A 23,041-nucleotide genomic window follows, 5' to 3' on the forward strand; every position below is an offset into this window, starting at 1 on the left:
CCAGCGCGCGGGCGACGGCCCGGCGTTCGGGGCCCTCCCGGCGGAGCAGGGCGGGCGCGACGGCGACCAGCCAGGCGACCGCGCCGGCGCCGAGGGTCAGGGCGAGGTGGCCGGGGATCTGCGCCGGGCGCTGCGGGGCGAAGAGGGCGGCGGAGCTGACGAAGGTGAAGATCACATGGCCGGGCGGTCCGATCCGGGTGGCGTCGCACAGCACCTTCTGGGCGGCGGCGAGCAGCGCCCCGACGGCGATGAGCACGGCGGTCGATCCGGTGAGGGAGGCGGTGAGCAGGGCGAGCGCGAGCCCGGCCGTCATGCCGAGCACCACGCCCGCGACGGCCACGGCCCGTCTGGCGTACGGCAGGCCGTGGCCGTAGAGCGCGCAGAGCGAACCGGCCATGGTGTACATCACGAGGTCGAGGCGGCCGAGGGCCAGGAGCGTCAGATGGGGCACGGCGGAGGCGACGACCACGCTGAGGGCAGGCTTGAACCAGGTGTCCGAGGGCCGCGAGAGCCGGAGGGCCGAGGCCAGCGGAAGGCTTCGGACGGAGGGCCGCCGAGGCCGCGTAGGTGTATCACTCACCCATACACGTTAACAGGTGTTACACCCGTAAAATATCCGCCTCGCGCCCTGCCCGGCACACGGCAGCACGCCACACAGCAGGACGCCGCCGCCCGGTTCGGGGCGGCGGCGTCCTGAGGGTGACGGCGTCCTGAGGGGGGCCGGAAAGAATGCAGCGGGTCAGCCGAGACCCCGGGCATCCTGCTTGAGGGCGGTGTCCACCGTCAGCGCCGTGGCGACGACGAGGCTGAGCAGCGGCTCGGGCAGGCGCTGGTGGATCTGGAGCACATAGTTGTCGGCCGTCGTGAACATGGTCTTCGCGAGGCCTTCCCAGGTCTTGGTGATCCGGGCGATCTCGGTGCCGTTGTGGTCGACGATGGCGAAGTTCCAGGCGCGCCAGTTCTCCGCCTTGATCGCGCCGACCTGCGCACCGCCGGCCGTCATCGCGAAATTGATCTTGCCGATGGCGTTCTGCTGGACGATCTCGCCGACGGGCTGCCCGTCGGGGCGCTGGACGATGACGCGCGACTTGATGAACTTCGCGGGGCGGGTCAGCAGCAGTTGCGGCCGGCCGTGCGCGTCGCGGATCTCCAGGCGGTGCGTCAGGTACTGGTCGATGCTGGAGACGAACCGGAGCACCTTGCGCAGCGCGCTCTGGCCGACCTGGACGACCGAGCCGACGGTCGCGCCGTGCTGGTCGAACACGCGGTACTCGTTCGTGACCTCGATCAGCTTGGCCTTCTGGTTCACCACCAGGACCGGCTGGTCGAAGAGCGATCCGGCGGACACCGCCTGCCCGCCGGGGGCCCCGGCGGCGCCCGGCGCCTGCTGAGCGGGAAACCCTCCGGCGGCCGGGGCCTGCTGAGCCGGGAAGCCTCCGGCGCTCGGCGCCTGCTGGGCGGGGGTGGCGGCGGGGGTCTGCTGTCCGTCGGCCGGGTGCGTGTGCTCGGTCCACCGGGCCCCGTCCCAGTAGCGCAGCAGCTGCGGGGCGCCATGGGGATCAGGGAACCAGCCCGCGGCTATGTTCGATTGCGTGGTCACTCGGGCACACTATCCCGCGGACAGCGGGACCCCTATTCTTTGAAACTTCATACACCCACTACGATGACGGGCGATGACCAGGGTGAGCACGCGGACCGACCGGCAGCGGTACCGCTCCCGCGCGCCCCTCGCCCTGGGCTGGGTGTTCTTCCTGCTCGCCATGCTCTTCTGCTGCTCGGTCACCACCTCGTCCGCCGCCGTGCCGGTCGCGGCGGGCCCGGCCGGCGCGAGCGCCGTCCGGGCGTTCACCCCGGCACCCGACGCGGCCTTCGAGCCGGTCGTCATGGCGACCGCGGCGGACCGCGGACTCGGGACCTCGTGCCACGGCGGGTCGACGCACACGGCGGCCGTCGTGCTTCCGGCGTCGTCCGCCCCCGCGGCCGTCCCCTCCTCCGTGGCCCATGTTCCCGCCTCCCCGCTCACCGGTGCGGCGGCCATCCGGGGCCCCGCGCACGACGGTGTGCGTTCCGTCGATCAACTGCGCCTGCAGATCCAACGGATCTAGAGGCCGGATCCGCTCTCCCGCCGCGCCCTGGCGCCGGTTCACCGGGAGCGGCTTTCCGCATGCCCTGCATCCCTTTCCCCTTGATGCATCGCCCCCGTATGCATCGGTTGAACGACGAGGACTCCCCATGGCTTCCGCCAAGAACCAGAACAACCCGGCCTCAGCACGTCGCGCCAAGCTGGAGGAGGCGCGCCGCAAGGAGCGCGCCCGCGAGCGCCGGGGCCGCATCATCACCATCAGCGCGTCGGTGGCCGTGGTCGCCGCCCTGGTCGCCGGAGGCGGCTATCTGATGGCGCAGGCGAACGAGAAGGACAAGAAGGAGGAGCAGGCCAAGACGTCGCCCGTCACCGGCGAGCGCAGCTGGGACAAGCTGACGCAGGAGCACGTGGCGAACAAGGTCGACTACCCGATGAACCCGCCCGTCGGCGGCGACCACAACCAGGTCTGGATGAACTGCAACGCGGACGTCTACACCGACGAGATACCGAAGGAGAACGCCGTGCACTCGCTGGAGCACGGCGCGGTCTGGGTGACGTACAACGACAAGGCCTCGGACGCCGACGTCGAGGCGCTCGCCAAGAAGGTCAAGTCGACCCCGTACTCCCTGATGAGCCCGGTCAAGGACCAGAAGGACCCGCTGATGCTCAGCGCGTGGGGCAAGCAGGTCACGGTCAAGAGCGCGTCGGACGACCGGGTCGCGCAGTTCTTCACCAAGTACGTGCAGGGCCCGCAGACCCCCGAGCCGGGGGCCGCCTGCACCGGCGGGCTGGACAAGTGACCCTTTCGACGCCTTCCGCCTCCACCCGCCGCATGGTCCTCGCGGGAGCCGGTGTCCTGCTCCTGGCGCTGGGCCTGGTGGCGCTGATGGTCCAGCGTCCCTCCGCGGCCTCGCCGTCCGGGGCGTCCTCGGCGGCGCGGTCCGCTCCGGCGGAGGACTCCGTGGACGCGGGCTTCGCCCGGGACATGGCGATCCACCACCAGCAGGCGGTCGAGATGTCGTTCATCGTGCGGGACCGCACCGACGACGAGGACGTGCGGCGGCTCGCGTACGACATCATCAACACCCAGGCCAACCAGCGCGGCATGATGCTGGGCTGGCTGGAGATGTGGGGCCTGCCGAAGAGCGCGGCCGGGCCGCCGATGGAGTGGATGGGGCACACCGTCACGCCGACCGACGACGGTTCGCTGATGCCGGGCATGGCCACCGACGCGGAGCTGGAGGCGCTGGAGGCCGCTGAGGGCAAGGCGGCCGAGGTGTTGTTCCTGCGGCTGATGACCGTGCACCACCGCGCGGGCGCGGACATGGCGCGGGCGGCCGCCGGTGCGGCGAAGACGGACGCCATCCGGGATCTGGCGGCGGGCATGGTCCGCGGCCAGCAGTCGGAGATCGGCCTGATGGCGGACATGCTGAAGGCCCGGGGCGCCAAGCCCTGAGCCCGGAGGGGGCGGTTCCGGCCGGACGGCCGGGGCCGCCCCCTTCCCGCGCCACCGCCGGGAGCCCGACATCACATAGGCTCGGCGACGATATGAAGAGCATCCTCACTCCGCTGGGGCCCAAGGCCGACAAGGACACCGTGCGACGGCACAATCTGAGCCTGGTACTGCGCGCCGTGCGGGACGAGGGCGAGCGCGGCGATGCGACCCGGGCCGGAGTGGCCGCCCGGGTCGGGCTGACCCGGGCCGCGGTGTCCTCGCTCGTCGAGCAGCTGATGGACAGCGGGTTCCTCACCGAGTCGGGCAAGACGTTCAGCGGACACGCGGGCCGCCCCGGCACCGCGCTCAAGGTGGCCCGCACCGGCCCGGCCGGGCTGGGCGTGGAGATCAACATCGATTACGTGTCGGTGTGCGTGGTGGATCTGGCCGGCACCGGCCGGGTCCGGCAGACCGAGCACCTCGACAACCGGGGCGCGTCCGCCGACGAGGCCCTGGAGCGGGCGGCCCGGATCGCCGCGCGGACCCTGGAATCGGCGTACGAGCAGGAGTTGCGTCCGGTGGGCGCGGCGCTGGCGCTGCCGGGTCTGGTCTCGGGCGGCTCGGTGCGGCAGGCCCCCAACCTCGGCTGGAACGAGGTCCCGGCGCAGGAGCTGTTCGCCGACGCCCTCGCCGCCCTGCGCCCGGGCCGCCCGGTGCTGCCGGTCGCCTCGGAGAACGAGGCCAATCTCGCGGCGCTGGCCGAGCTGTGGTTCGGCGGGCTCGACGACGTACGCAGCTTCCTCTATCTGACCGGCGAGATCGGGGTCGGCGGGGCGCTGGTCCTGAACGGCGAACTGCTGCGCGGGGCGCACGGTTTCGCCGGGGAGATCGGCCATGTGGTGGTGGACCCGGCGGGGCCGGAGTGCCGGTGCGGTTCGCGCGGGTGCCTGGAGCAGTACGCCGGACAGGCGGCGCTGCTGCGGGCGGCCGGCATCGACGGTCTCGGCGGCGCCTCCGGGGTGCTGGAGCTGGAGCGGCGCGCGGAGGCCGGTGACCCGCGTGCGGTGGCGGCGGTCGCCGAGGCGGGCCGGATGCTGGGCCGGGTGCTGTCGGGGGCGGTCAATCTGATCGACCCGGACGCGGTGGTGCTCGGCGGGATCTACCGGGGCCTGATGCCGTGGCTGGCGCCGCCCGCCGACGAGGAGCTGACCGGCCGTGTGGTGTCGGGGCTCTGGTCCCCGGGCAGCGGCCGGCTCCGGGCGTCCTCGGTGGCGGGCGACGCGGCGCGGGGCGCGGCGGCGCTCGTGGTGCAGGACGTGCTGGACGATCCGGTGGCGTACGCGGAGCCGTCCGGCGGGTGAGCCGGGGCCGTGGGCCGGGCCCGCCGGAAGGCACCGGCTCGTGCGGTACGCCGCTGAGCCCCGGCCCCTCCGGTACGCGGGTGGGCCCGGTCCGTCCGGTGCGACGAGGTGCCCGGCCCGTCCGGTGCGCCGCCGACGCCTGGCCGAGCCGGTACGTCAGCGGCCCCGGCCCACCCCTCGTATCAGCCGGTACGTCAGCGCACGTTGAGCAGGTGGTCCATGGCGAGCTGGTCCAGCGCCTCGAAGGCCATGCCGCGCGCCGCGGCGGCGTCGACGTCGAAGTCCTCGTAGGCGCTGCGGTCGGCGAGGAGACTCGCCAGGCCCTCTCCGGCGGTGGGGCGCGCCAGTTCGTCCAGGCGGGAGGCGCGCAGGGCCGCCCGCACCTCGGGGTCGGCGCGGAAGGCGGCGGCCCGCTCCTTGAGGATGAGGTAGTTGCGCATGCAGCCCGCTGCCGAGGCCCAGACGCCGTCGTAGTCCTCGGTGCGCGGGGGCTTGAAGTCGAAGTGGCGGGGGCCTTCGTAGCCGCTCTCCAGCAGGTCGACGAGCCAGAACGCCTGGCGCAGATCGCCCGCGCCGAAGCGCAGGTCCTGGTCGTACTTGATGCCGGACTGGCCGTTGAGGTCGATGTGGAAGAGCTTGTCCGCCCACATGGCCTGGGCGATGCCGTGCGGGAAGTTGAGCCCGGCCATCTGCTCGTGCCCGGTCTCCGGGTTGACGCCGACCAGCTCGGGGCGCTCCAGGCGCTCGATGAAGGCCAGGGCGTGGCCGATGGTGGGCAGCAGGATGTCCCCGCGCGGCTCGTTCGGCTTGGGCTCGATGGCGAAGCGGAGGTCGTAGCCCTGCTCGACGACGTACTCGCCCAGCAGGTCGAAGGCCTCCTTCATCCGGTGCAGCGCGAGGCGGACGTCCTTCGCCCCGCCGGACTCGGCGCCCTCGCGCCCGCCCCACGCCACGAAGGTGGTCGCGCCCAGTTCGACGGCGAGGTCGATGTTGCGCAGGGTCTTGCGCAACGCGTACCGGCGTACGTCGCGGTCGTTGGCGGTGAACCCGCCGTCCTTGAAGACCGGGTGGGTGAAGAGGTTCGTCGTCACCATGGGCACGACGAGTCCGCTGCTGTCGACCGCCTGCCGGAAGCGCTTGACGATCGCCTCGCGCTCCGTCTCCGGTGCGCCGAAGGGGATCAGGTCGTCGTCGTGGAAGGTCACGCCCCAGGCGCCCAGCTCCGCGAGCCGCCGCACCGACTCGACGGGGTCGATGGCCGCGCGGGTCGCGTCGCCGAAGGGGTCACGGCCCTGCCAGCCCACGGTCCACAGACCGAAGCTGAACTTGTCCTCGGGGGTGGGGGTGAAGCGTTCCGTCATCGTCGTCCGACCGCCTTCGCCTGCCGTCGGGACGCCTGGCGGAAGCCCGGCACCCCTATTTGTTCAGTGTCATGACTAATCAAGCACACCGCACCCCGGGCACGGAACCCCCTTGCGGTACGGAGCACCTCCGACCCCCTGTGCAGAGGGCCGCGCATCCCGTAATTTGTTCGTGCCGCAGCCGAATGATCAGCACCCGTGCCACACGGGCACCCGCAAGCACCCGCAGCGCGAAAGAGGCCCCCATGCCGTCACCCGCCGTCGTCATCGGCGTGGACAGCTCGACCCAGTCCACCAAGGCCGCCTTCATCGACGCCGAGACCGGCGAGCAGCTCGCCGTGGGGCGTGCCCCGCACGTGGTCACCGGCGAGGCCGGGGCCCGGACGAGCGATCCGGAGATCTGGTGGCGGGCGCTGTGCGATGCGGTGGCCGCCGGGCTGACGGAGTCCGGGCTTCCGGCCCGCGCGGTCACCGGTATCGCGGTCGCCGGACAGCAGCACGGTCTCGTCGTGCTGGACGCGGCGGGCCGGCCGCTGCGCCCCGCGCTGCTGTGGAACGACACCCGCTCCGCGCCGCAGGCCGCCGCTCTCACCGAGGCGCTCGGCGGGCCCGGGGCCTGGACGGAGCGGACCGGGTCCGTACCGGTGGCGTCCATCACCGCATCCAAGTGGCAGTGGCTGCGCGAGAACGACCCGGCGAGTGCCGCGAACGCGGCGGCGGTCCGGCTGCCCCACGACTTCCTGACCGAGCGCCTCACGGGCGTCGCCGCCACCGACCCGGGGGACGCGTCGGGCAGCGGCTGGTACTCCACCGCGACCGGTGCCTACGACCCCGAGCTGCTGGAGCTCCTCGGCCTCGACGCGGCCCTGCTCCCGGAGGTCGCGCCCACAGGGGCGGCCCGGATCGGCTCGCTCACCGAGGCGGCGGCGAGCGCGCTCGGGCTGCCCGCGGGCATCGCGGTGGCGGCCGGCACCGGCGACAACATGAGCGCCGCCGTGGGCCTCGGGCTGGGCGGCGACGGCCTGTTGGACCACCCGGCCCTCAGCCTCGGCACCTCCGGCACGGTGTTCGCCGCCTCCCGCACCCGCCCCACGTCCACCGCGCTGAACGGCTTCGCCGCCGCCGACGGTACGTACCTCCCGCTGGCCTGCACCCTCAACTGCACGCTCGCCGTGGACAAGGTGGCCGCCCTGCTCGGCCTGGACCGCGAGGACGCGGCGCCCGGCGGCGAGGCGGTCCTCCTCCCGTACCTCGACGGCGAACGGACCCCCGACCTGCCGACCGCCTCGGGGCTGCTGACCGGGCTGCGCCACGACACGACCCGACAGCAACTGCTGGGCGCCGCCTACGAGGGCGCGGCCGTCACCGTGCTGCGGGCCATGGACGAACTGCTGTCGGCCTGCGGCCTCGACCCGGACGCGCCCGAGGTCGCCGCCCGACCGCTCCGGCTGATCGGCGGCGGGGCGCAGGGCCGGATGTGGGTGGAGACGGTGCGCCGGCTCTCGGGCCGCCCGCTCGTCATCCCGGGCAGCGGAGAGCTGGTGGCCCTAGGCGCGGCGGCGCTCGCCGCGTCGGCGGCGGGCGGGGGCGACCCGGTGGCGCTGGCGACGGCCTGGCAGAAGTCCGGCACGGACCGTCAACTGCCGCCGCTGGAAAGGGATGTGGAGACCTGGCAGCGGGTCACCTCGGTCCTGGAGCGGGCCTCGCAACCGCTGCTGGGCGACTGACCGAGAGGGTTCCGCCGGGCCTGCCCAGGAGTTGTCGGACACCCGCTAGGAGTTGTCGGACACCCCCTAGGGCAGCCCCACCAGGCCCCAGCCCCGGCGGGCGGCCGTCGCGGTCACGTCGCCCCATTCGCGCAGCAGCGCGACGAAGTCCTCGAAGGTGTCCGGGCGGCCCGCCCAGCCCTCGCACTCGGCGGCGAACGGCGCTCTCAACTCCTCGAGCCGCGGCTCCAGCCGCTCCCAGGCCCGCGCCTTGCCCGGCAGCACCTCCGGCGGGCAGACCAGCAGGACCTGCCGGTGCCATCGGTCGGCAGAGGTGCGGTCCACGTTCCGGAGCAGACCGTCGAGAAAGGTGTCCATCGGCTCACGTACGGAAGCGCCGACGAGCAACCGCAGGTCCGCCCATGCCGCGCCCGCGCGGGCATGCGGCGCGTGGGCGCCGGTGGTGGTGGAGAAGCCGTACACGGCGCACCACTGCGACCCCGGTCCCGGCGGCCGGCTCCAGCCGTCGTCGCGCCGGTGCCCGGCCTCGTACGGGACATCGGTCTCCGACGGCCAGGCCGCGTCCTCCAGCAGCTCGATCCGGTTCTCGGCGGGGACCGCGCCCAGCCACCCCCAGTCCGCCATGAACAGCGTCAGATCCATCCCCATGGCCGCAGCATAGGCAAGATCCGCATGCCGCGAACGGAGTCTCCGAGCACCGCCGGCGGGCCCCGAGGACCCCGGTTGGGAATACGAACTGATTTTCCATAAGATCCGGCGATGATCACTAGAAAACGGCTGACGACCGGGGTGGGCATAGCGCTCGCCACCCTGGCCGCCGGGCTCGGCACCGCGATCCCCGCCGCCGCCGACGAAGCCCCCGCCGCCCCCTCCCCCAAGGTCGAGCTGGTGCTCGACGTCAGCGGCTCCATGCGCACCCGTGACATCGACGGCCAGTCCCGAATGGCCGCCGCGAAGCAGGCGTTCAACGATGTTCTGGACGCGGTGCCCGAGCAGGTGCAGCTCGGCATCCGGACGCTCGGCGCGGACTATCCGGGCGAGGACCGCAAGGTCGGCTGCAAGGACACCCGGCAGCTCTACCCGGTCGGCCCGCTGGACCGTACCGAGGCCAAGACCGCGGTCGCCACCCTCGCCCCGACCGGCTTCACGCCGATCGGCCCGGCCCTGCTCGGCGCGGCCGACGACCTCGAGGGCGGGGAGGGTTCGCGGCGGATCGTGCTCATCACGGACGGCGAGGACACCTGCGGGCCCCTCGACCCGTGCGAGGTCGCCCGGGAGATCGCCGCGCGCGGCACCCACCTGGTCGTGGACACCCTCGGCCTGGTGCCCAACGCCAAGATCCGCCAGCAGCTGACCTGTATCGCGGAGGCCACCGGCGGCACGTACACCGCCGTCCAGCACAAGGACGAACTGTCCGGCCGGGTCAAGCAGTTGGTGGACCGGGCCGCCGAGCCCGTCGTCACTCCGGTGGCCACCGAAGGCGCCAAGAGCTGTGCCGCCGCGCCCGAGCTGAAGCCGGGTCTCTTCACCGACCGCTCGGAGATCGGCCAGCACCGCTGGTACCGCGTGGACGTGCTGCCCGGTCAGGAGCTGCGCGCCTCCGCGAGCGTGGCCGCCGACCGTGCCGTGGACGACGACTACGGGGTGCTGCTGCGCGCGGTGACGGTGCACGGGCGCGAGATCGTCCGGGGTTCCGAGGCCGGGACCGGCCGCACCGATGTGATCTCTTCCGGGCTGCGCTATCCGAAGCCCGAGGTGGAGGACGGCGACGACGGCGACGGCAAGCCCGCCGCCGAGACCGTCTGCCTCCAGCTCGCCCACTCCTTCTCCGCGCCCGCCTCGGTGAAGAAGTCCCCCGGTCTGCCGGTCGAACTGACCGTGGATCTGGTGGACGGCCCGGACAACGCCGCCGATGTGGCGGCCTTCGGGCTCGGCCGCGGCTGGTGGCTGCTCGGCGTGCTCGTCCTGACCGGACTGGTCGCGGGCCTGCTGACCGGCTGGATCTCGCGCTGGCGTGTCGCCGTATGGAGGACCAACTGATGGCTGAGACCCCTCGCCGTACCCACGGCGTACGACGCGCGCTCACCGGAGCGCTGCTCGCCGGACTGACCCTGCTCACCTCGGCCGGCGCGGCGGTGGCGGACGACCCGTCGGCGAGCGCGAGCCCCGCCGAGGACGCGGCGGGCCCCACCGAGGCCGGCACCACCTTCCGTACGGCCACCGCGCTGAAGCCGGACCAGACCGGCACCGCCCAGGCCTCGGCGGGCGACTACCTGTACTGGGTGTTCCCGGCCGACGCCGGTCAGCGGCCCACCGTCGAGGCCACGGTGAAGCTGCCCGAGAACGCGGCCCGGCGCTCCACGTCCACCTGGCAGATCGACGTGTACGACGGGCTGCGCCGCCGGCAGGCCTGCATGTACGGGCACCAGACCAGGAAGGCGGCGGCCGACGCGGCCACCGTCGAGCTGTCCTGCGTCCTGCGGCCCGTGCGGGCCTGGTCCGAGCCGTGGGCGAACGACCCGCTGCCCGGCAGCTACTACGTCCGGCTCACGGTGGTGGACCTGCCGGCCGACGAGCTCGGACTGCCGGTCGGCGCCGAGGTGAAGGCGACCGTCGAGGAGCAGGGCGGGGCCCACGACGTGGACGGCGCGCTCTCCGAGCCGCTGGTGCCGGGCGTCTCGGTCGCCTCGGCGGGCGACGCGGCTGACGCGGGTGACGCGGGCGCTTCGGCGGCGCCGCGGGCGCCGTCCGCCGGTGAGCCGGAGGACGGCTGGGCCTCGGGCTGGTGGACCGACCGCTGGCTGTGGACCGTGGGCGGCGGCGTGCTCGCCGCGCTGGCGGCCGTGTTCGGCTACTCGCTGACGCGGGGCCGGGGCCGGCCGGCCCGGGTGCCGCAGGGCGTCTGACGGTCCCACCGGCCGCTGCCCCCGAGTGGCGGCCGCCTCCGACCTCGAAGATCCTGGCCCCCGGCAAGGGGCGGGATCGTCGAGGTCGGGGAGGCACGGCCGGTGTGGCAGTTCTTCGCGGACAACCCGTGGGTCGCGGTGTTCGCCGTGATCACGGTCGGCTCGCTGCTCGGCCTGGTGCGCTTCGGCCCGGTCCGGCTCGGCGCGGCCGGGGTCCTGTTCGTCGGCCTGTTCGTCGGGGCGCTGGACGAGGACATCGCCGCCGCCGTACCGACCGGGGTCTCGGCGCTGGGCCTGGCGCTGTACGTGTACACGGTCGGCCTGGAGTCGGGCCCCGCGTTCTTCCGTGAACTGCGCGGCCAGCTCCCGGTGATGGCCGGCGCCGTGGTGGCCCTGGCCGTCACCGCGGCGGTCGTCGGCTTCGTCGGACACAGCGGGTTCGGCATCGACGGTCCGTTCCTCGCGGGCGGCTACGCGGGCATCGGGACCACCACCCCGGGCCTCGCCGCCGCCCAGGACGCCTCCGACGACCCGACGCAGCCCGCCGTGGGGTACGCCATCGGCTACCCGCTCGCCGTCGTCATCACGATCATGTTCATCTCGGCCATCGCGGCCCGCCGCCGCTGGACCGCCCGCCGCGACCCCGACTCGGGCCTCCCGTCCACGCTCGTCACCCGTACGGTCGAGGCGGCGCGGGACATGCGCTGGGCGGACGTGCCGGGCGTCGCCGCGCACCGGGTGCTGGCCAGTGAGTACCGCCCGGCCGGCGACGCCACCCGGGTCGCCCGGGAACTGGACCGCCTCTCCCCCGGCGACCTGGTCGTCCTGGTCGGCGGCGAGGACGACGTACGGGCGGCGACCGACGCGCTCGGGGCCCTCGCCCCGCGCCATCTGCTGGACGACCGCAGCACGGTGGACTACCGGCGGGTCCTGCTCACCAACCCGGAGCTGGCCGGGCACACCGTCGCCGAGCTCGGGCTCGGCGAGAAGTACGGGGCCCTGGTCAGCCGGGTGCGGCGCGGCGACTTCGACATGCTCGCCCACGACGATCTGCTGCTCCAGCTCGACGACCGGGTGCGGGTGGTGATGCCGCGCGAGCGGACGAGCGAGGTCACCACGTACCTCGGGGACACCGAGGCGAAGGTCAGCGAGGTGAGCGCGGTCAGCCTCGGCCTCGGGCTCACCCTGGGCTTCCTCATCGGCATCCCCTCCCTCACCCTGGGCTCCACCACGCTCGCCCTGGGCACCGGGGCCGGCCCGCTGGTGATGGGCATGCTCCTCGGCCGGCTCCGGCGCACCGGCCCCCTCGTCTGGACCCTGCCGACCCGGGCCAACCTGACCCTGCGCCAGATCGGTCTGCTGCTCTTCCTCGCCGTAGTGGGGCTCACCTCGGGCTACTCGTTCCGGGAGAACGCCTTCTCGCTGTTCGGGCTGAAGCTGGTGGCGGTGCTGGCGATCGGCGCGGTGGTCAGCTACACCCTGATGGTGCTGGTCGCGAAGGCGCTGGGGCAGAGCCGGGAGCGGACGATGGGGCTGCTGTCGGGCTATGTGGGCAACCCGGCGATCGTGGCGTACGCCAACAGCCGGGCGAGCGACAGCCGGATCAACAACGGCTACTCGACGCTGTTCGCGCTCGCCATCCTGGTCAAGATCGTCTGCATCCAGCTGATCGTCGGCCTCTGATCGACGAGACACCCCCTAAAGGGTGTTGCACAACGGCGATCACGCCCGGATTCGGCCACCCCGGGCATGATCAACTGCCCGCTTGTGCACCGTTTTCCACCGGCCTGACCGGCGCCCGCAGGCTGGATCTGGAGATCGTTCGGGCCTTGTGCAACAACCTTTAGGCTGACCCCTTCACGGGCGGCTGCGGCGAAGGGCGACGGGATGAGCGAGGCGACGACGTACGTACGGTTCCAGAGCACCGAGCGCAGCCCCCGGGGCCACTTCCCGGGCATCTTCGCGCTGGCCAACGGCCTGGCCCGGGAAGGCCGTCTGACCGAGGAGCAGCACCGCGTCTGGCGGGCGGGCAACGACTGGTACGACGCCGCCTACGCCGATCCCTCGCGCGTCGACCCGACGGTCTACGACCCGGCGGTGAACCCCGGCGCCGTCGCCTGGTTCAAGGCGTCGGCGACCCATCTGCTGGACCGGATCCCGGGCCATCTCGCACTGCTGGACGCGCACGGGGTGCCCTGCGAGCGCCTGGAGTCCACGGATCCCGGCCGGATCGTGTACGAGGACGACGTCCAGATCGTCGTGGTGCCCCGGACCGGCGGCGGGCACGGAGCGGGGGCGGATGCGAAGGCGGCTGTGCGCGCGGTGCGCTCGGAGCGGGCTCAGGTCAGCCGTACGCTCAGCTGACGGCCCGCTTCCCGGTAGCCCAGCGCCCGCGCGACCCGGCGGGAGGCGGCCGGCCGGGCCCGCCACTGCGGCAGCAGCCCGGCGGTGAGGGCGTGCGCGGTCGCCGCGTGCGCCACCTGTCGGGCGAGGCCCCGGCCCCGCGCGTCCGGCGCGGTCAGCACGCAGAGGTGGGCGGTGTCGCGCGGCCAGCGCTCGTAACCGGCGGCGGCGAGCACCTCCGGGCCCTGCCGTACGACGAACACCGGTGAGGTGACGTCCGCAAGACCGCTCTCGCCCGCGTCCGACTGTCCCGCCTCCGCCAGCAGCGCGCGCAGGGCGGGGTCTCCGGGAGTCAGGCTCCCGACCGGGCCCGCCGCGGCCGTCGCGAGGGGGCGGAGGTCGTCCGGGGCCAGGTAGCCGAGGACGGCGGGGCCGAGCGTGTCGGCCACCGGCAGCAGTCCGGCGACGGTGGCCGGGTCGGTGAGCCCGTCCATGGTCAGGCCGTCCAGCGCGGACCGTACGGAATCGGCGGCCCGGTCGGTGGGCGCGGTGATCAGCGCGGCGTCCCCGACGGCCACCACGCCCACCCAGGACGGCGGGGCCAGCGACGACTCCGGTGCGACGAACACCGCCGGACGGCCGGGAGTTCCGAAGGCGGCGGCCGGTTCGGTGGACAGCTCCCGCCACAGCGCACGGGCACGGGAGATCAGCGGGTCGGTCGGCATGGCGGGATTCTCACACGAGGGCGAAACTCAGAACTAACCTACTCGGTAGGGCTGATGACGGTTTCCGGCCACGCCCTGTCGACGCTCTGGTGGAGTGCCGCCCCCGTCCTGTTCGATGGGGTTCGAACGGTCGCGCGCCGGCAGTGGCGCGCCCCAGGGAGCGGAGTTCCTCGATGTCCACGCAGACCGGCCCGGCGCTCGACACCCAGCCTCGCGGCCGTGCGTTCTCCCCGGGCCCCAAGGGGCTGCCGCTCGTGGGGAATCTGCCGCAGTTCGGGAAGAATCCGCTCGCCTTCTTCGAACTCCTCCGTGAACACGGGGACATGGTGCGCTGGCGGTTCGGCCGCAACCGGTGCGTCTTCCTCGCCGACCCCGACTGCATAGGCGAGTTGCTCACCGAGACGGAACGCACCTTCGACCAGCCGAAGCTCGGCATCGCGTTCCGTACGGTGCTGGGCAACGGGGTGATCGTGTCGCGCGGCCGCGAGTGGCGACGCAAACGCTCGCTGGTGCAGCCCTCGGTGCGGCCCAAGCAGGTGAAGTCGTACGCGGCCACGATGGCGGACTGCGCGGTGGAGCTGGCGGACCGCTGGTCGGACGGCCAACGCGTCGACATCAAACGGGAGATGGCCGAGCTGACGCAGAAGATCGCGGTGCGCACCATCTTCGGGGTGGACACCCCGGCGGACTCCGAGGCGATGGGCCGGGCGATGGACGTCGCCCAGCTGGAGATCGGCAAGGAGTTCGCCGGGATCGGCGCGCTGCTCCCCGACTGGGTGCCGACGCCGGGCCGGGCGCGCATCAAGAAGGCCGCCGCCGTCATCGACGCCGAGGTGGGCCGGGTCGTCGCCCGGCACCGGGAGGGCGAGGAGGAACGCCCCGATCTGCTCAGCCGGTTGCTCACCGCGGTCGACGAGAGCGGGACGCATCTCAGCGACGAGGAGATCCGCGACGAGGCGGTCACGCTGTACATCGGCGGCCACGAGACGACGAGCACGACGCTGGTGTGGGCGTGGTATCTGCTCGCCCGCAACCCCCGGGTCCGTGAGACGCTCGCCGAGGAGCTGGACCGGGTGCTCGGCGACCGGGAGCCCGGCTTCGAGGACTACGCCCGACTGACGTACGCCCAGGCCGTGGTGAAGGAGACCCTGCGGCTGTACCCGGCGGTCTGGCTGATCACCGGGGTCGCGAAGGAGGGGGCGACGATCGGGGGCCTGCCGATCGAGGAGGGCACCCGGGTGTGGAGCAGCCAGTGGGCCACGCAGCGCGACGCGCGGTGGTTCCCCGAGCCGGAGGCGTTCCGGCCCGAGCGCTGGGACGCGGAGGCCGGCGACGAGATCGCGGAGTACGCGTGGTTCCCGTTCGGCGGCGGGCCCCGGGTCTGCATCGGTACGCGCTTCGCGATGGTGGAGGCGGTCCTCCTGCTGGCCGTGCTGGCCCGCCGCTTCACCCTGGACGTGGACCCGGGCGAGATCGGTCCGGTGACGGGCCTGACGCTCCAGCCGGACCGGGATGTGCTGGCGACGGTCCGGGCGCGGTAGCCGGACGGGCCGGAAAAGCGGTCGGCGCCCGGCTCCTCGTGCGAGGGGCCGGGCGCCGTGATGCCGGTCGCGTCAGTCCTGCGGAAGCCACTTCTTCCAGACGTCCGGGTGGCGCTCGATCCAGCGCTCCGCCGCCTCCTGCGGTGTGAGCTTCTGCGAGGCGATCATCTCGGAGACCTCGTTCTGGTCCTTCTCCGACCAGTGGAACTTCTTCAGGAACGCGGACGCCTCGCCGCCGCGCTCGGCGAAGTCGGCGTTGAGGAACTTCTGCAGCGGTGTCGTCGGGTACGCGCAGTCGATGTCCGCCGGGTCCTTGGCCGCGCACGCGTCCGTGTACTCGGGGAGCTTCACCTCGACCATCGGCACCTCGTTGAACAGCCACTGCGGCTGGTACCAGTAGCTGAGGAAGGGCTTCTTCTCCTTGGCGAACTGCTGGATCTGGGTGATCTGGGCCGCCTCGGAGCCGGCGAAGACCACCTTGTAGTCCAGGTCCAGGTTCTTCACCAGGGCCACGTCGTTGGTGACGTAGGACGGCGAGCCGTCCATCAGCTGGCCCTTGCCGCCGCTCTCGGCGGTCTTCAGCTCGTCCGCGTACTTGTTGAGGTTCTTCCAATCGGTGACGTCGGGGTGCTTGTCGGCCCAGTACTTCGGCACGTACCAGCCGATGTGGCCGGTGACGCCGAGGTCGCCGCCGCGGACGATGGTCTTCTTCTCGTCGACGTACAGCTTCTCCTGGTCCGGGTGGCCCCAGTCCTCCAGGATCGCGTCGACGCGGCCCTGGCTGAGGGCGTCCCAGGCGGGCACCTCGTCGGTCTGGACGAGGTCGACGCGGTAGCCGAGCTCCTCCTTGAGGAGCTGCTCGGCCACGGCGACGTTCGCCTGGGCGCCGACCCAGGACTGGACGGAGAGCGTGACCGTCCTGACCCCGGCGGGGGCCGCGAACGGCGAGGCCTGCTTGGTCATGTCGGCGGCGCCGCAGCCCGCCGTGGCGAGCAGCGCGGCGGCCGACGACAGCGCCGTGATCAGGCGCGTACGGGAGCGGTTCATCTCAGCTCTCCTGTCGCTGGCGGCGGGTGGTGGGCTGGGTGACCCGGTCGAGCATCAGGCCCAGGCAGACGATGGCCGCTCCGGCGACGAGGCCGGTGGCCAGGTCGCCCTGGGCGAGGCCGAGGACGACCTCGTAACCGAGTGCGCCGGAGCCGACGAGCCCGCCGATGATGACGACGGCGAGGACCAGCACGACCGCCTGGTTGACCGCGAGCAGCAGGGAGGGCCTGGCCAGCGGGATCTGGACCTGGCGCAGTTGCTGGCCGGGGGTCGCGCCGAGCGAGCGGGAGCACTCCATCGCCGCCGGGTCGACGCCCCGCAGGCCCTGGGTGGTGATGCGGATGACGGCGGGCAGCGCGTAGACGACCGCGGCGGCGGCGGCGGGGGCGCGGCCGACGCCGAAGAGGGCGACGACGGGGATCAGGTAGACGAACTGCGGCATCGTCTGGAAGACGTCCAGGACCGGTCGCAGCAGCCTCTCCAGGCGTTCGCTGCGGGCCGCGCCGATGGCGACGCCGAAGCCGATGACCAGGGTGACCGCGACGGCGGCGAGCACCTGGCTGAGGGTGTCCATGGAGGGTTCCCACACGCCGAGTACGCCGATCGCGGCCATGGCGAGGACGGCGGTGGCGGCGGTGCGCCAGGTGCCGATGGTCCAGGCGAGGGCGGCGACGATGAGGAGCACCGACCACCAGGGCAGCCCGGTGAGCCCGCTGCGCAGCGGGTTGAGGACGCCGCTGGTGAAGTGGGAGGCGAGGTCGGCGGTGCCGCCGACGACGGGCACCCCGGTGTAGAGGTGGTCGACCATCCAGTCCTTGGCGGTGTTCACCGGTCCGGCGATGGCCACGGTCACGTCCTCGGGCCAGACCCGGCCGTCGGTGGCCCGTCCGACGACGGCGACGGCCGCGGTGACCACGGCGGCCAGGGTCCAGCCGCGCCAACCGCGCAGCAGGGCCGGGCCGGTGGGCTCGGCGCCGATGCGGCGGCCGGCGGCCTCCGTCGTACGGTCCAGCACGACGGCCAGCAGCACGATCGGGATGCCCGCGGCGAGGGCGGCGCCGACGTCCACGGAGGACAGCGCCTGGTAGACGCGGTCGCCGAGGCCGCCCGCGCCGATCACGGACGCGATGACGGCCATCGACAGGGCCATCATGATGGTCTGGTTGAGACCGAGGAGCAGTTCCTTGCGGGCCAGCGGCAGCCGGGCGCTCAGCAGGTGCTGCCTGCCGGTCGCGCCGAGCGAGGCGACGGCCTCCATGACCCCGCTGTCCGCGCCGCGCAGGCCCAGCGCGGTGAGCCGGGCCATCGGCGGAGCCGCGTACACGACGGTGGCGAGGACCGCTCCGGGCACGCCGATGCCGAAGACCAGCACCACGGGCAGCAGATACGCGAAGGCGGGCAGCACCTGCATGGTGTCGAGGACCGGCCGCAGCACGCGGAACGTGCGGTCGGACAGTCCGGCCGCCAGGCCGAGGAGCAGGCCCAGCACGACGGAGGCGAGGACCGCGACGACCATCAGCGCGAGCGTCTGCATGGTCGGCACCCACATGCCGAGCAGTCCGCAGACCAGGAACGAGACGGCCGCGGTGAGGGCGAGCCGGATCCCCGCGACGCGCCAGGCGACGGCGGCGGCGAACACCGTGACACCGGCCCAGCCGAGGGCCAGGAGGACCAGATAGACGCCGCGTACGGAGAGCACGACGGCGTTGCTGATGTGGCCGAAGAAGTAGAGGAACAGCGGGTGGCTGTCGCGGTTGGAGACGATCCAGTCCGTCACGTCGCCGAGCGGCGCCGAGAGGTCGGCGGTCAGTGCGTCGGGCCAGACGCCGCCGCCCCAGCGGCTGTGCACGACGGGGACGACGACGGCGGCGACGAGCGCGAGCAGCAGGAGCTTGGCCGCGGCCGGGCGGTCGCGGAGGGCGGCCACCGGTCCTCGGCGTGCGCCCGCCCGCACGGCGCGGGCCGGGGTGGCCTGTGCGGTGGCCATCAGAGGGTCACCTCGCGGGAGCCGTCCGGCGCGTCCGGCGCGGCGGGCGCGTCAGGGGCGTCGGTGGCGGTGGCGGCGGTGGTCGCCTCGCCGGGTCCGGTCGTTCCGGCGACGACGTCGAGCAGGCACGCGTGGTCGACGACGCCGACGAGCCGGCCGCCGTCCATCACCCGGGCGGCGGGGTCGCCGGAGCGGGAGACCGCCTCGATGGCCTCGGAGACGGTGGCGTCGGGCCGTACGGCCGGGCCGCGCTCGCTCTCCCCGGCGAGCGCGGGGCGCATGGCGGTGGCGACGGTGAGGACCTGCTCGCGCGGCACGTCACGGACGAACTCGCGGACGTAGTCGTCGGCGGGCGAGCCCACGATCTCCTCGGGGGTGCCGAGCTGGACGATTCCGCCGTCGCGCATGAGCGCGATCCGGGTGCCCAGACGCAGCGCCTCGCTGAGGTCGTGGGTGATGAAGACCATGGTGCGGCCCTCCTCGCGGTGCAGCCGGACCACCTCGTCCTGCATCTCGCGGCGGATCAGCGGGTCCAGCGCGCTGAACGGCTCGTCGAAGAGGAGGACGGACGGGTCCACGGCGAGCGCGCGGGCGAGCCCGACGCGCTGCTGCTGGCCGCCGGAGAGCTGGGAGGGACGGCGGTCCTCCAGACCGGCGAGGCCGACCTTCTCCACCAGCTCGGCCGCCTTCACCCGGCGTTCGGCCTTGCTGAGGCCCTGGATCTCCAGGCCGTAGGCGACGTTGTCCAGCACCGTGCGGTGCGGCAGCAGTCCGAAGTGCTGGAAGACCATCGCGGCGCGGTGGCGGCGCAGTTCGCGCAGCCGGGCCCGGTCCATCGCCAGGACGTCCTCGCCGTCGATGGCGAGGGTGCCGCTGGTCGGCTCGATCAGCCGGGTCAGACAGCGTACGAGGGTCGACTTGCCGGAGCCCGACAGGCCCATGACGACGAAGACCTCGCCCTTGCGGACGTCGAAGGAGACATCGCGGACGGCGGCGGTGCAGCCGGTGGCCTCGCGCAGTTCGGCGGGCGGGAGCGCGGCGTGCTCGCTGCCGGGGATCCGGTCGGCCTTGGGGCCGAAGACCTTCCAGAGGTTGCGTACGGAGAACACGGCGTTCTCGTCGGTCGCGGTGGCCCCCGCGTTCCCGGCGGGCTCGGTGGCCTCGACGGTCTTGGTTCCGGTCATCGGACATCGCCTCCGGTGCTGGTGCTGGTTCCCGCGGCCGGCGCGGTGTCACGCGCCTGGTCCGCGAGGAGTTCGGCGCACTTCTCGCCGACCATGAGGACGCCGATCATCGGGTTGACGGCGGGCATGGTCGGGAAGACGGACGCGTCGGCGATCCGGATGCCCTGAAGGCCGCGGATGCGCAACTGCGGGTCCACGACGGCCTCGTGGTCGTCGGTGGCGCCCATCTTGCAGGTACCGGCCGGGTGGTAGACGGTGTGGGCGACCTTGCGGGCGTACTCGCTGATGTCCTCGTCCGAGGTGACCTCGGGCCCGGGGCAGACCTCGCGCTTGAGCCAGTGGGCGAGCGGCTCGGTGCGGGCGATCTCCCGGGCGAGCTTGATGCCGTCGACCAGGGTGCGGCCGTCGTGGTCGTCCTCGTCGGTGAAGTAGCGGAAGTCCAGGGCCGGCTTGACCTCGGGGTCGGCGCTCGTGAGGTAGAGGCGGCCCCGGCTGCGCGGCTTGGGGATGTTCGGCGTCATCGACACCCCGTGCTCGGGCTTCTCGTAGCCGAGCCGCTCCGGGTTGTCGGTGAACGGGATCTGGTAGAAGTGGAACATCAGGTCCGGGCCCCGGGATTCGGGGTCGCGGCGGACGAAGAGTCCCGCGTCGGAGTCCATCGCGGAGTTCTCCGGGATGGGCCCGTCGGTCTCCCAGACGATGACGGACTCGGGGTGGTCGAGCAGGTTCTCGCCGACGCCCGGGAGGTCGTGGCGCACCTCGATGCCCAGCGCGGCCAGGTCCTCGCGCGGGCCGATCCCGGAGTGCATCAGCAGCCGGGGCGTGTCCACCGCTCCGGCGCAGACGATGACCTCGCGGGCGGCGCGCAGCAGGATCTCCTCGCCGTCCTTCGTACGGACGTGTACGCCGGTGGCGCGGGTGCCGTCGAACTCCAGGCGGTACGCCCAGGTCTCCAGCAGGATCTTGAGGTTCGGGCGGTCGCCGGCCTCGATGTGCGGGTGGAGGTAGGCGACCGAGGCGGAGGAGCGCTTGTTGTTCTCGGGGTGGTAGGCGAGGTCGAAGAAGCCGACTCCCTCGTGGAACGGCTTGCTGTTGAAGCTGTCCACGCGCGGTACTCCGGCCGCCTCCTGGGCGGCGTCGACGAAGTCGCGGGCGATGGCGTTGCGGTCCTTCTCGTCGACCGGGACGATGTTGTTGCGCAGCTTGGCGAAGTACGGGTCCATCGCGGCCGCGTCCCAGCCCTCGGCGCCCGCCTCGGCCCACTCGTCCCAGTCGCCGGGCAGCGGCTTGAAGCTGATGAGGGTGTTGTGCGAGGAGCACCCGCCGAGGACCCGGGCGCGGCTGTGCCGGATGTGGCTGTTGCCGCGCGGCTGCTCGGTGGTGGGGTAGTCGTAGTCGAGGTCGCCGCCGAGGAGGCCGAGCCAGCGGCGCAGCGTGAGCACGTCGTCGCGGTCGATGTCGGTGGGGCCGCCCTCGATGACCGTGACGGTGACGTCCGGGTCCTCGGTGAGCCGGGAGGCGATGACCGATCCGGCGGTGCCGCCGCCGACGATCACGTAGTCGGCCACGGGGCCGTCGGGGACTGCGGTGCTGCGGGGGGTGGAAGGCATCGGTCACTGCTCCTTCTGCAAGGTTCGTGCGTGTACGTGGTGCTGCGAACAGCCGGGCGGGACCGGACGGCGGGTGTTCCGTCCGGCCCCCGCAGGCGTCAGCCGGCGAACCAGCGCTGGGGACGCGGGTTCAGGTTCTGGTAGATGTGCTTGGACTCGCGGTACTCGGCGAGCCCCGTCGGTCCGAGCTCGCGCCCCGTGCCGGACTTCCCGAAGCCGCCCCACTCGGCCTGCGGGAGGTAGGGGTGGTAGTCGTTGATCCAGACGGTGCCGTGGCGCAGCCGTCCGGCGACCCGGCGGGCCCGGCCCGCGTCGGTCGTCCAGACCGCGCCGGCGAGGCCGTAGTCGGTGTCGTTGGCCAGCGTGATGGCCTCTTCCTCGGTACGGAAGGTCTCGACGGTGAGAATCGGGCCGAAGGTCTCCTCGCGGACCACCCGCATCTCGCGGTGGCAGCCGTCGAGGACGGTCGGCCGGTAGAAGTAGCCGCCCTCGGGCCGTACGTCGTTCGGCTTCGGGCGTTCGCCGCCGGCCCGGACGATCGCGCCCTCCTCGCGGGCGGAGGCGACGTACATCTCGACCTTGGCGAGCTGCTGGGCGGAGACGAGGGGGCCGCACTCGACGCCGTCGATGGTGCCCCGGCCGAGGCGGATGGCGTCGGCGCGGCGGGCCAGCTCGGTGACGAACCGCTCGCTGACGCTGTCCTGGATGATCAGGCGGGCGCCGGCGGAGCAGACCTGGCCGCTGTGGAAGAACGCGGCGTTCAGCGCCTGGTCGACGGCGGTGTCGAAGCCCTCGTCGGTGGCGCAGGCGTCGGCGAAGACCACGTTGGGGTTCTTGCCGCCGAGCTCCAGGGCGACCTTCTTCACGGTCGGCGCGGCCGCCTGGGCCACCTTCGTACCGCTGGCGAGGCCGCCGGTGAAGGAGACCAGGTCGACGTCCGGGTGCTCGGAGAACCGGGCGCCCACCGGGTCGCCCGCGCCGGTGACCAGGTTGGCGGCGCCGTCGGGCAGTCCGGCCTCGGAGAGCAGCCGGATCAGGTGGACGGTGGAGAGCGGGGTGACCTCGCTGGGCTTGAGCACGAAGGTGTTGCCGGCGGCGAGGGCCGGGGCGATCTTCCAGCTGGCCTGGAGGAGGGGGTAGTTCCAGGGGGCGATCAGGGCGCAGACGCCGACGGGCTCGTGGACGACGATGCTGTGGACGTCGGGGTCGCCCGCGTCGACGACCCGGCCGCCGCTCTCGTTCATCACGAGGTCGGCGAAGTAGCGGAAGGCGTTGGTCACGTCGTCGACGTCGACCCGGCCCTCTTCCAGGGTCTTGCCGGTGTCGCGGCTCTCGGTGATCGCGATCTCCTCGCGGTCCCGCTGGAGCAGCTCGGCGACCCGGCGCAGCAGCCCGGCCCGCTCGGCGACGGGCTTGTGCGGCCAGGGGCCGTCGTCGAAGGCGCGCCGCGCCGCCGCGATCGCCGCATCGGCGTCCTCGGCCCCGCCCTCCGCGACGACGGCCAGGACCGTGGCGTCGGCGGGGTCGAGGACCTCGCGCGTCGCGCCTGATCCGGCGGCCCGCCAGGTGCCGTCGATGTGGATGGTATTGAGCGCCGACATGTCGATTTTCGCCTTCCGTGCCTGAAATGCCCCCTCCGGTTCGGCCGGGGCATGCTGCGCGGTGGACCGGGGTACGGCACACCAGCGGCCTGGACCCCTCCCCGGTCCGGCGGAATGTATGCCGAGAATT

General features: G+C 73.0%; 19 protein-coding genes and 1 pseudogene. 10 read left to right on the forward strand and 10 right to left on the reverse strand.

Annotated features, from left to right (window positions below; genetic code table 11):
• Positions 1 to 580 (reverse strand): annotated as a pseudogene (locus tag G3I54_RS09225) (FUSC family protein); the annotation flags it as partial.
• A 159-nt stretch (positions 581 to 739) separates the two neighbouring features.
• Positions 740 to 1,600, reverse strand: a complete 861-nt coding sequence (locus G3I54_RS09230; RefSeq protein ID WP_164612926.1) for a phospholipid scramblase-related protein — start codon at positions 1,598 to 1,600, stop codon at positions 740 to 742.
• Positions 1,601 to 1,673: 73 nt separating this feature from the next.
• On the opposite strand from G3I54_RS09230, the gene G3I54_RS09235 reads away from it, so the two are divergent.
• From G3I54_RS09235 to G3I54_RS09250, 4 genes are all read left to right on the forward strand, one after another.
• Positions 1,674 to 2,105, forward strand: coding sequence for a hypothetical protein (locus tag G3I54_RS09235; protein WP_164612928.1), 432 nt, complete (start codon positions 1,674 to 1,676; stop codon positions 2,103 to 2,105).
• A gap of 127 nt (positions 2,106 to 2,232) precedes the next feature.
• Complete coding sequence (locus G3I54_RS09240) at positions 2,233 to 2,883, forward strand: DUF3105 domain-containing protein (protein ID WP_164612930.1); 651 nt, start codon at positions 2,233 to 2,235, stop codon at positions 2,881 to 2,883.
• Positions 2,880 to 3,539: a DUF305 domain-containing protein gene (locus G3I54_RS09245; protein WP_343240293.1), complete on the forward strand. Its 660-nt coding sequence runs from the start codon at positions 2,880 to 2,882 to the stop codon at positions 3,537 to 3,539. The genes G3I54_RS09240 and G3I54_RS09245 overlap by 4 nt, the downstream gene beginning before the upstream one ends.
• Positions 3,540 to 3,631: 92 nt before the next feature.
• Positions 3,632 to 4,879: an ROK family protein gene (locus tag G3I54_RS09250; RefSeq protein WP_164612933.1), complete on the forward strand. Its 1,248-nt coding sequence runs from the start codon at positions 3,632 to 3,634 to the stop codon at positions 4,877 to 4,879.
• A 194-nt stretch (positions 4,880 to 5,073) separates the two neighbouring features.
• Here the strand turns inward: G3I54_RS09250 and xylA are convergent, their stop codons facing one another.
• On the reverse strand, positions 5,074 to 6,240 hold the full coding sequence (gene xylA, locus G3I54_RS09255) for a xylose isomerase (RefSeq protein WP_164612935.1): 1,167 nt from the start codon (positions 6,238 to 6,240) through the stop codon (positions 5,074 to 5,076).
• Between the two features lie 245 nt (positions 6,241 to 6,485).
• On the opposite strand from xylA, the gene xylB reads away from it, so the two are divergent.
• Positions 6,486 to 7,967, forward strand: coding sequence for a xylulokinase (gene xylB, locus G3I54_RS09260; protein WP_164612937.1), 1,482 nt, complete (start codon positions 6,486 to 6,488; stop codon positions 7,965 to 7,967).
• A 66-nt stretch (positions 7,968 to 8,033) separates the two neighbouring features.
• Here the strand turns inward: xylB and G3I54_RS09265 are convergent, their stop codons facing one another.
• Positions 8,034 to 8,615, reverse strand: a complete 582-nt coding sequence (locus G3I54_RS09265) for a hypothetical protein (protein WP_164612939.1) — start codon at positions 8,613 to 8,615, stop codon at positions 8,034 to 8,036.
• A 111-nt stretch (positions 8,616 to 8,726) separates the two neighbouring features.
• On the opposite strand from G3I54_RS09265, the gene G3I54_RS09270 reads away from it, so the two are divergent.
• The 4 genes from G3I54_RS09270 to G3I54_RS09285 all read left to right on the forward strand — a co-directional run bounded on the left by G3I54_RS09270 (position 8,727) and on the right by G3I54_RS09285 (position 13,237).
• On the forward strand, positions 8,727 to 10,007 hold the full coding sequence (locus G3I54_RS09270; protein ID WP_164612942.1) for a VWA domain-containing protein: 1,281 nt from the start codon (positions 8,727 to 8,729) through the stop codon (positions 10,005 to 10,007).
• Positions 10,007 to 10,873 (forward strand): hypothetical protein, encoded by an 867-nt coding sequence (locus G3I54_RS09275; protein ID WP_164612944.1) that lies wholly within the window; start codon positions 10,007 to 10,009, stop codon positions 10,871 to 10,873. The genes G3I54_RS09270 and G3I54_RS09275 overlap by 1 nt, the downstream gene beginning before the upstream one ends.
• 102 nt (positions 10,874 to 10,975) lie before the next feature.
• On the forward strand, positions 10,976 to 12,556 hold the full coding sequence (locus G3I54_RS09280; protein WP_164612946.1) for a TrkA C-terminal domain-containing protein: 1,581 nt from the start codon (positions 10,976 to 10,978) through the stop codon (positions 12,554 to 12,556).
• Positions 12,557 to 12,760: 204 nt separating this feature from the next.
• Positions 12,761 to 13,237: a hypothetical protein gene (locus G3I54_RS09285; protein ID WP_164612948.1), complete on the forward strand. Its 477-nt coding sequence runs from the start codon at positions 12,761 to 12,763 to the stop codon at positions 13,235 to 13,237.
• Here G3I54_RS09285 and G3I54_RS09290 read toward each other — a convergent pair.
• Complete coding sequence (locus G3I54_RS09290; protein WP_164612949.1) at positions 13,213 to 13,941, reverse strand: GNAT family N-acetyltransferase; 729 nt, start codon at positions 13,939 to 13,941, stop codon at positions 13,213 to 13,215. The two genes, G3I54_RS09285 and G3I54_RS09290, sit on opposite strands and share 25 nt — an antisense overlap.
• A 173-nt stretch (positions 13,942 to 14,114) precedes the next feature.
• Here G3I54_RS09290 and G3I54_RS09295 point away from each other — a divergent pair, with 173 nt between their 5' ends.
• Complete coding sequence (locus G3I54_RS09295) at positions 14,115 to 15,482, forward strand: cytochrome P450 (RefSeq protein ID WP_164612951.1); 1,368 nt, start codon at positions 14,115 to 14,117, stop codon at positions 15,480 to 15,482.
• A gap of 72 nt (positions 15,483 to 15,554) precedes the next feature.
• On the opposite strand, the gene G3I54_RS09300 is transcribed toward G3I54_RS09295, so the two are convergent.
• The 5 genes from G3I54_RS09300 to G3I54_RS09320 form a co-directional block, all read right to left on the reverse strand.
• A complete protein-coding gene (locus G3I54_RS09300) occupies positions 15,555 to 16,529 on the reverse strand; it encodes an ABC transporter substrate-binding protein (RefSeq protein ID WP_164612953.1) in 975 nt (324 codons plus the stop codon).
• Between the two features lies 1 nt (position 16,530).
• On the reverse strand, positions 16,531 to 18,516 hold the full coding sequence (locus G3I54_RS09305; RefSeq protein ID WP_164612955.1) for an ABC transporter permease subunit: 1,986 nt from the start codon (positions 18,514 to 18,516) through the stop codon (positions 16,531 to 16,533).
• Positions 18,516 to 19,700, reverse strand: a complete 1,185-nt coding sequence (locus G3I54_RS09310) for a glycine betaine/L-proline ABC transporter ATP-binding protein (RefSeq protein WP_164612957.1) — start codon at positions 19,698 to 19,700, stop codon at positions 18,516 to 18,518. The genes G3I54_RS09305 and G3I54_RS09310 overlap by 1 nt, the downstream gene beginning before the upstream one ends.
• Complete coding sequence (locus G3I54_RS09315; RefSeq protein WP_164612959.1) at positions 19,697 to 21,310, reverse strand: GMC oxidoreductase; 1,614 nt, start codon at positions 21,308 to 21,310, stop codon at positions 19,697 to 19,699. Before G3I54_RS09315 ends, G3I54_RS09310 begins: the two co-directional genes overlap by 4 nt.
• Positions 21,311 to 21,408: 98 nt before the next feature.
• A complete protein-coding gene (locus G3I54_RS09320; protein WP_164612961.1) occupies positions 21,409 to 22,911 on the reverse strand; it encodes an aldehyde dehydrogenase family protein in 1,503 nt (500 codons plus the stop codon).
• Between the last annotated feature and the right edge of the window lie 130 nt (positions 22,912 to 23,041).

The sequence above is a fragment of the Streptomyces sp. SID14515 genome (assembly GCF_010548505.1).
GTDB classification, from domain to species: domain Bacteria; phylum Actinomycetota; class Actinomycetes; order Streptomycetales; family Streptomycetaceae; genus Streptomyces; species Streptomyces caviscabies.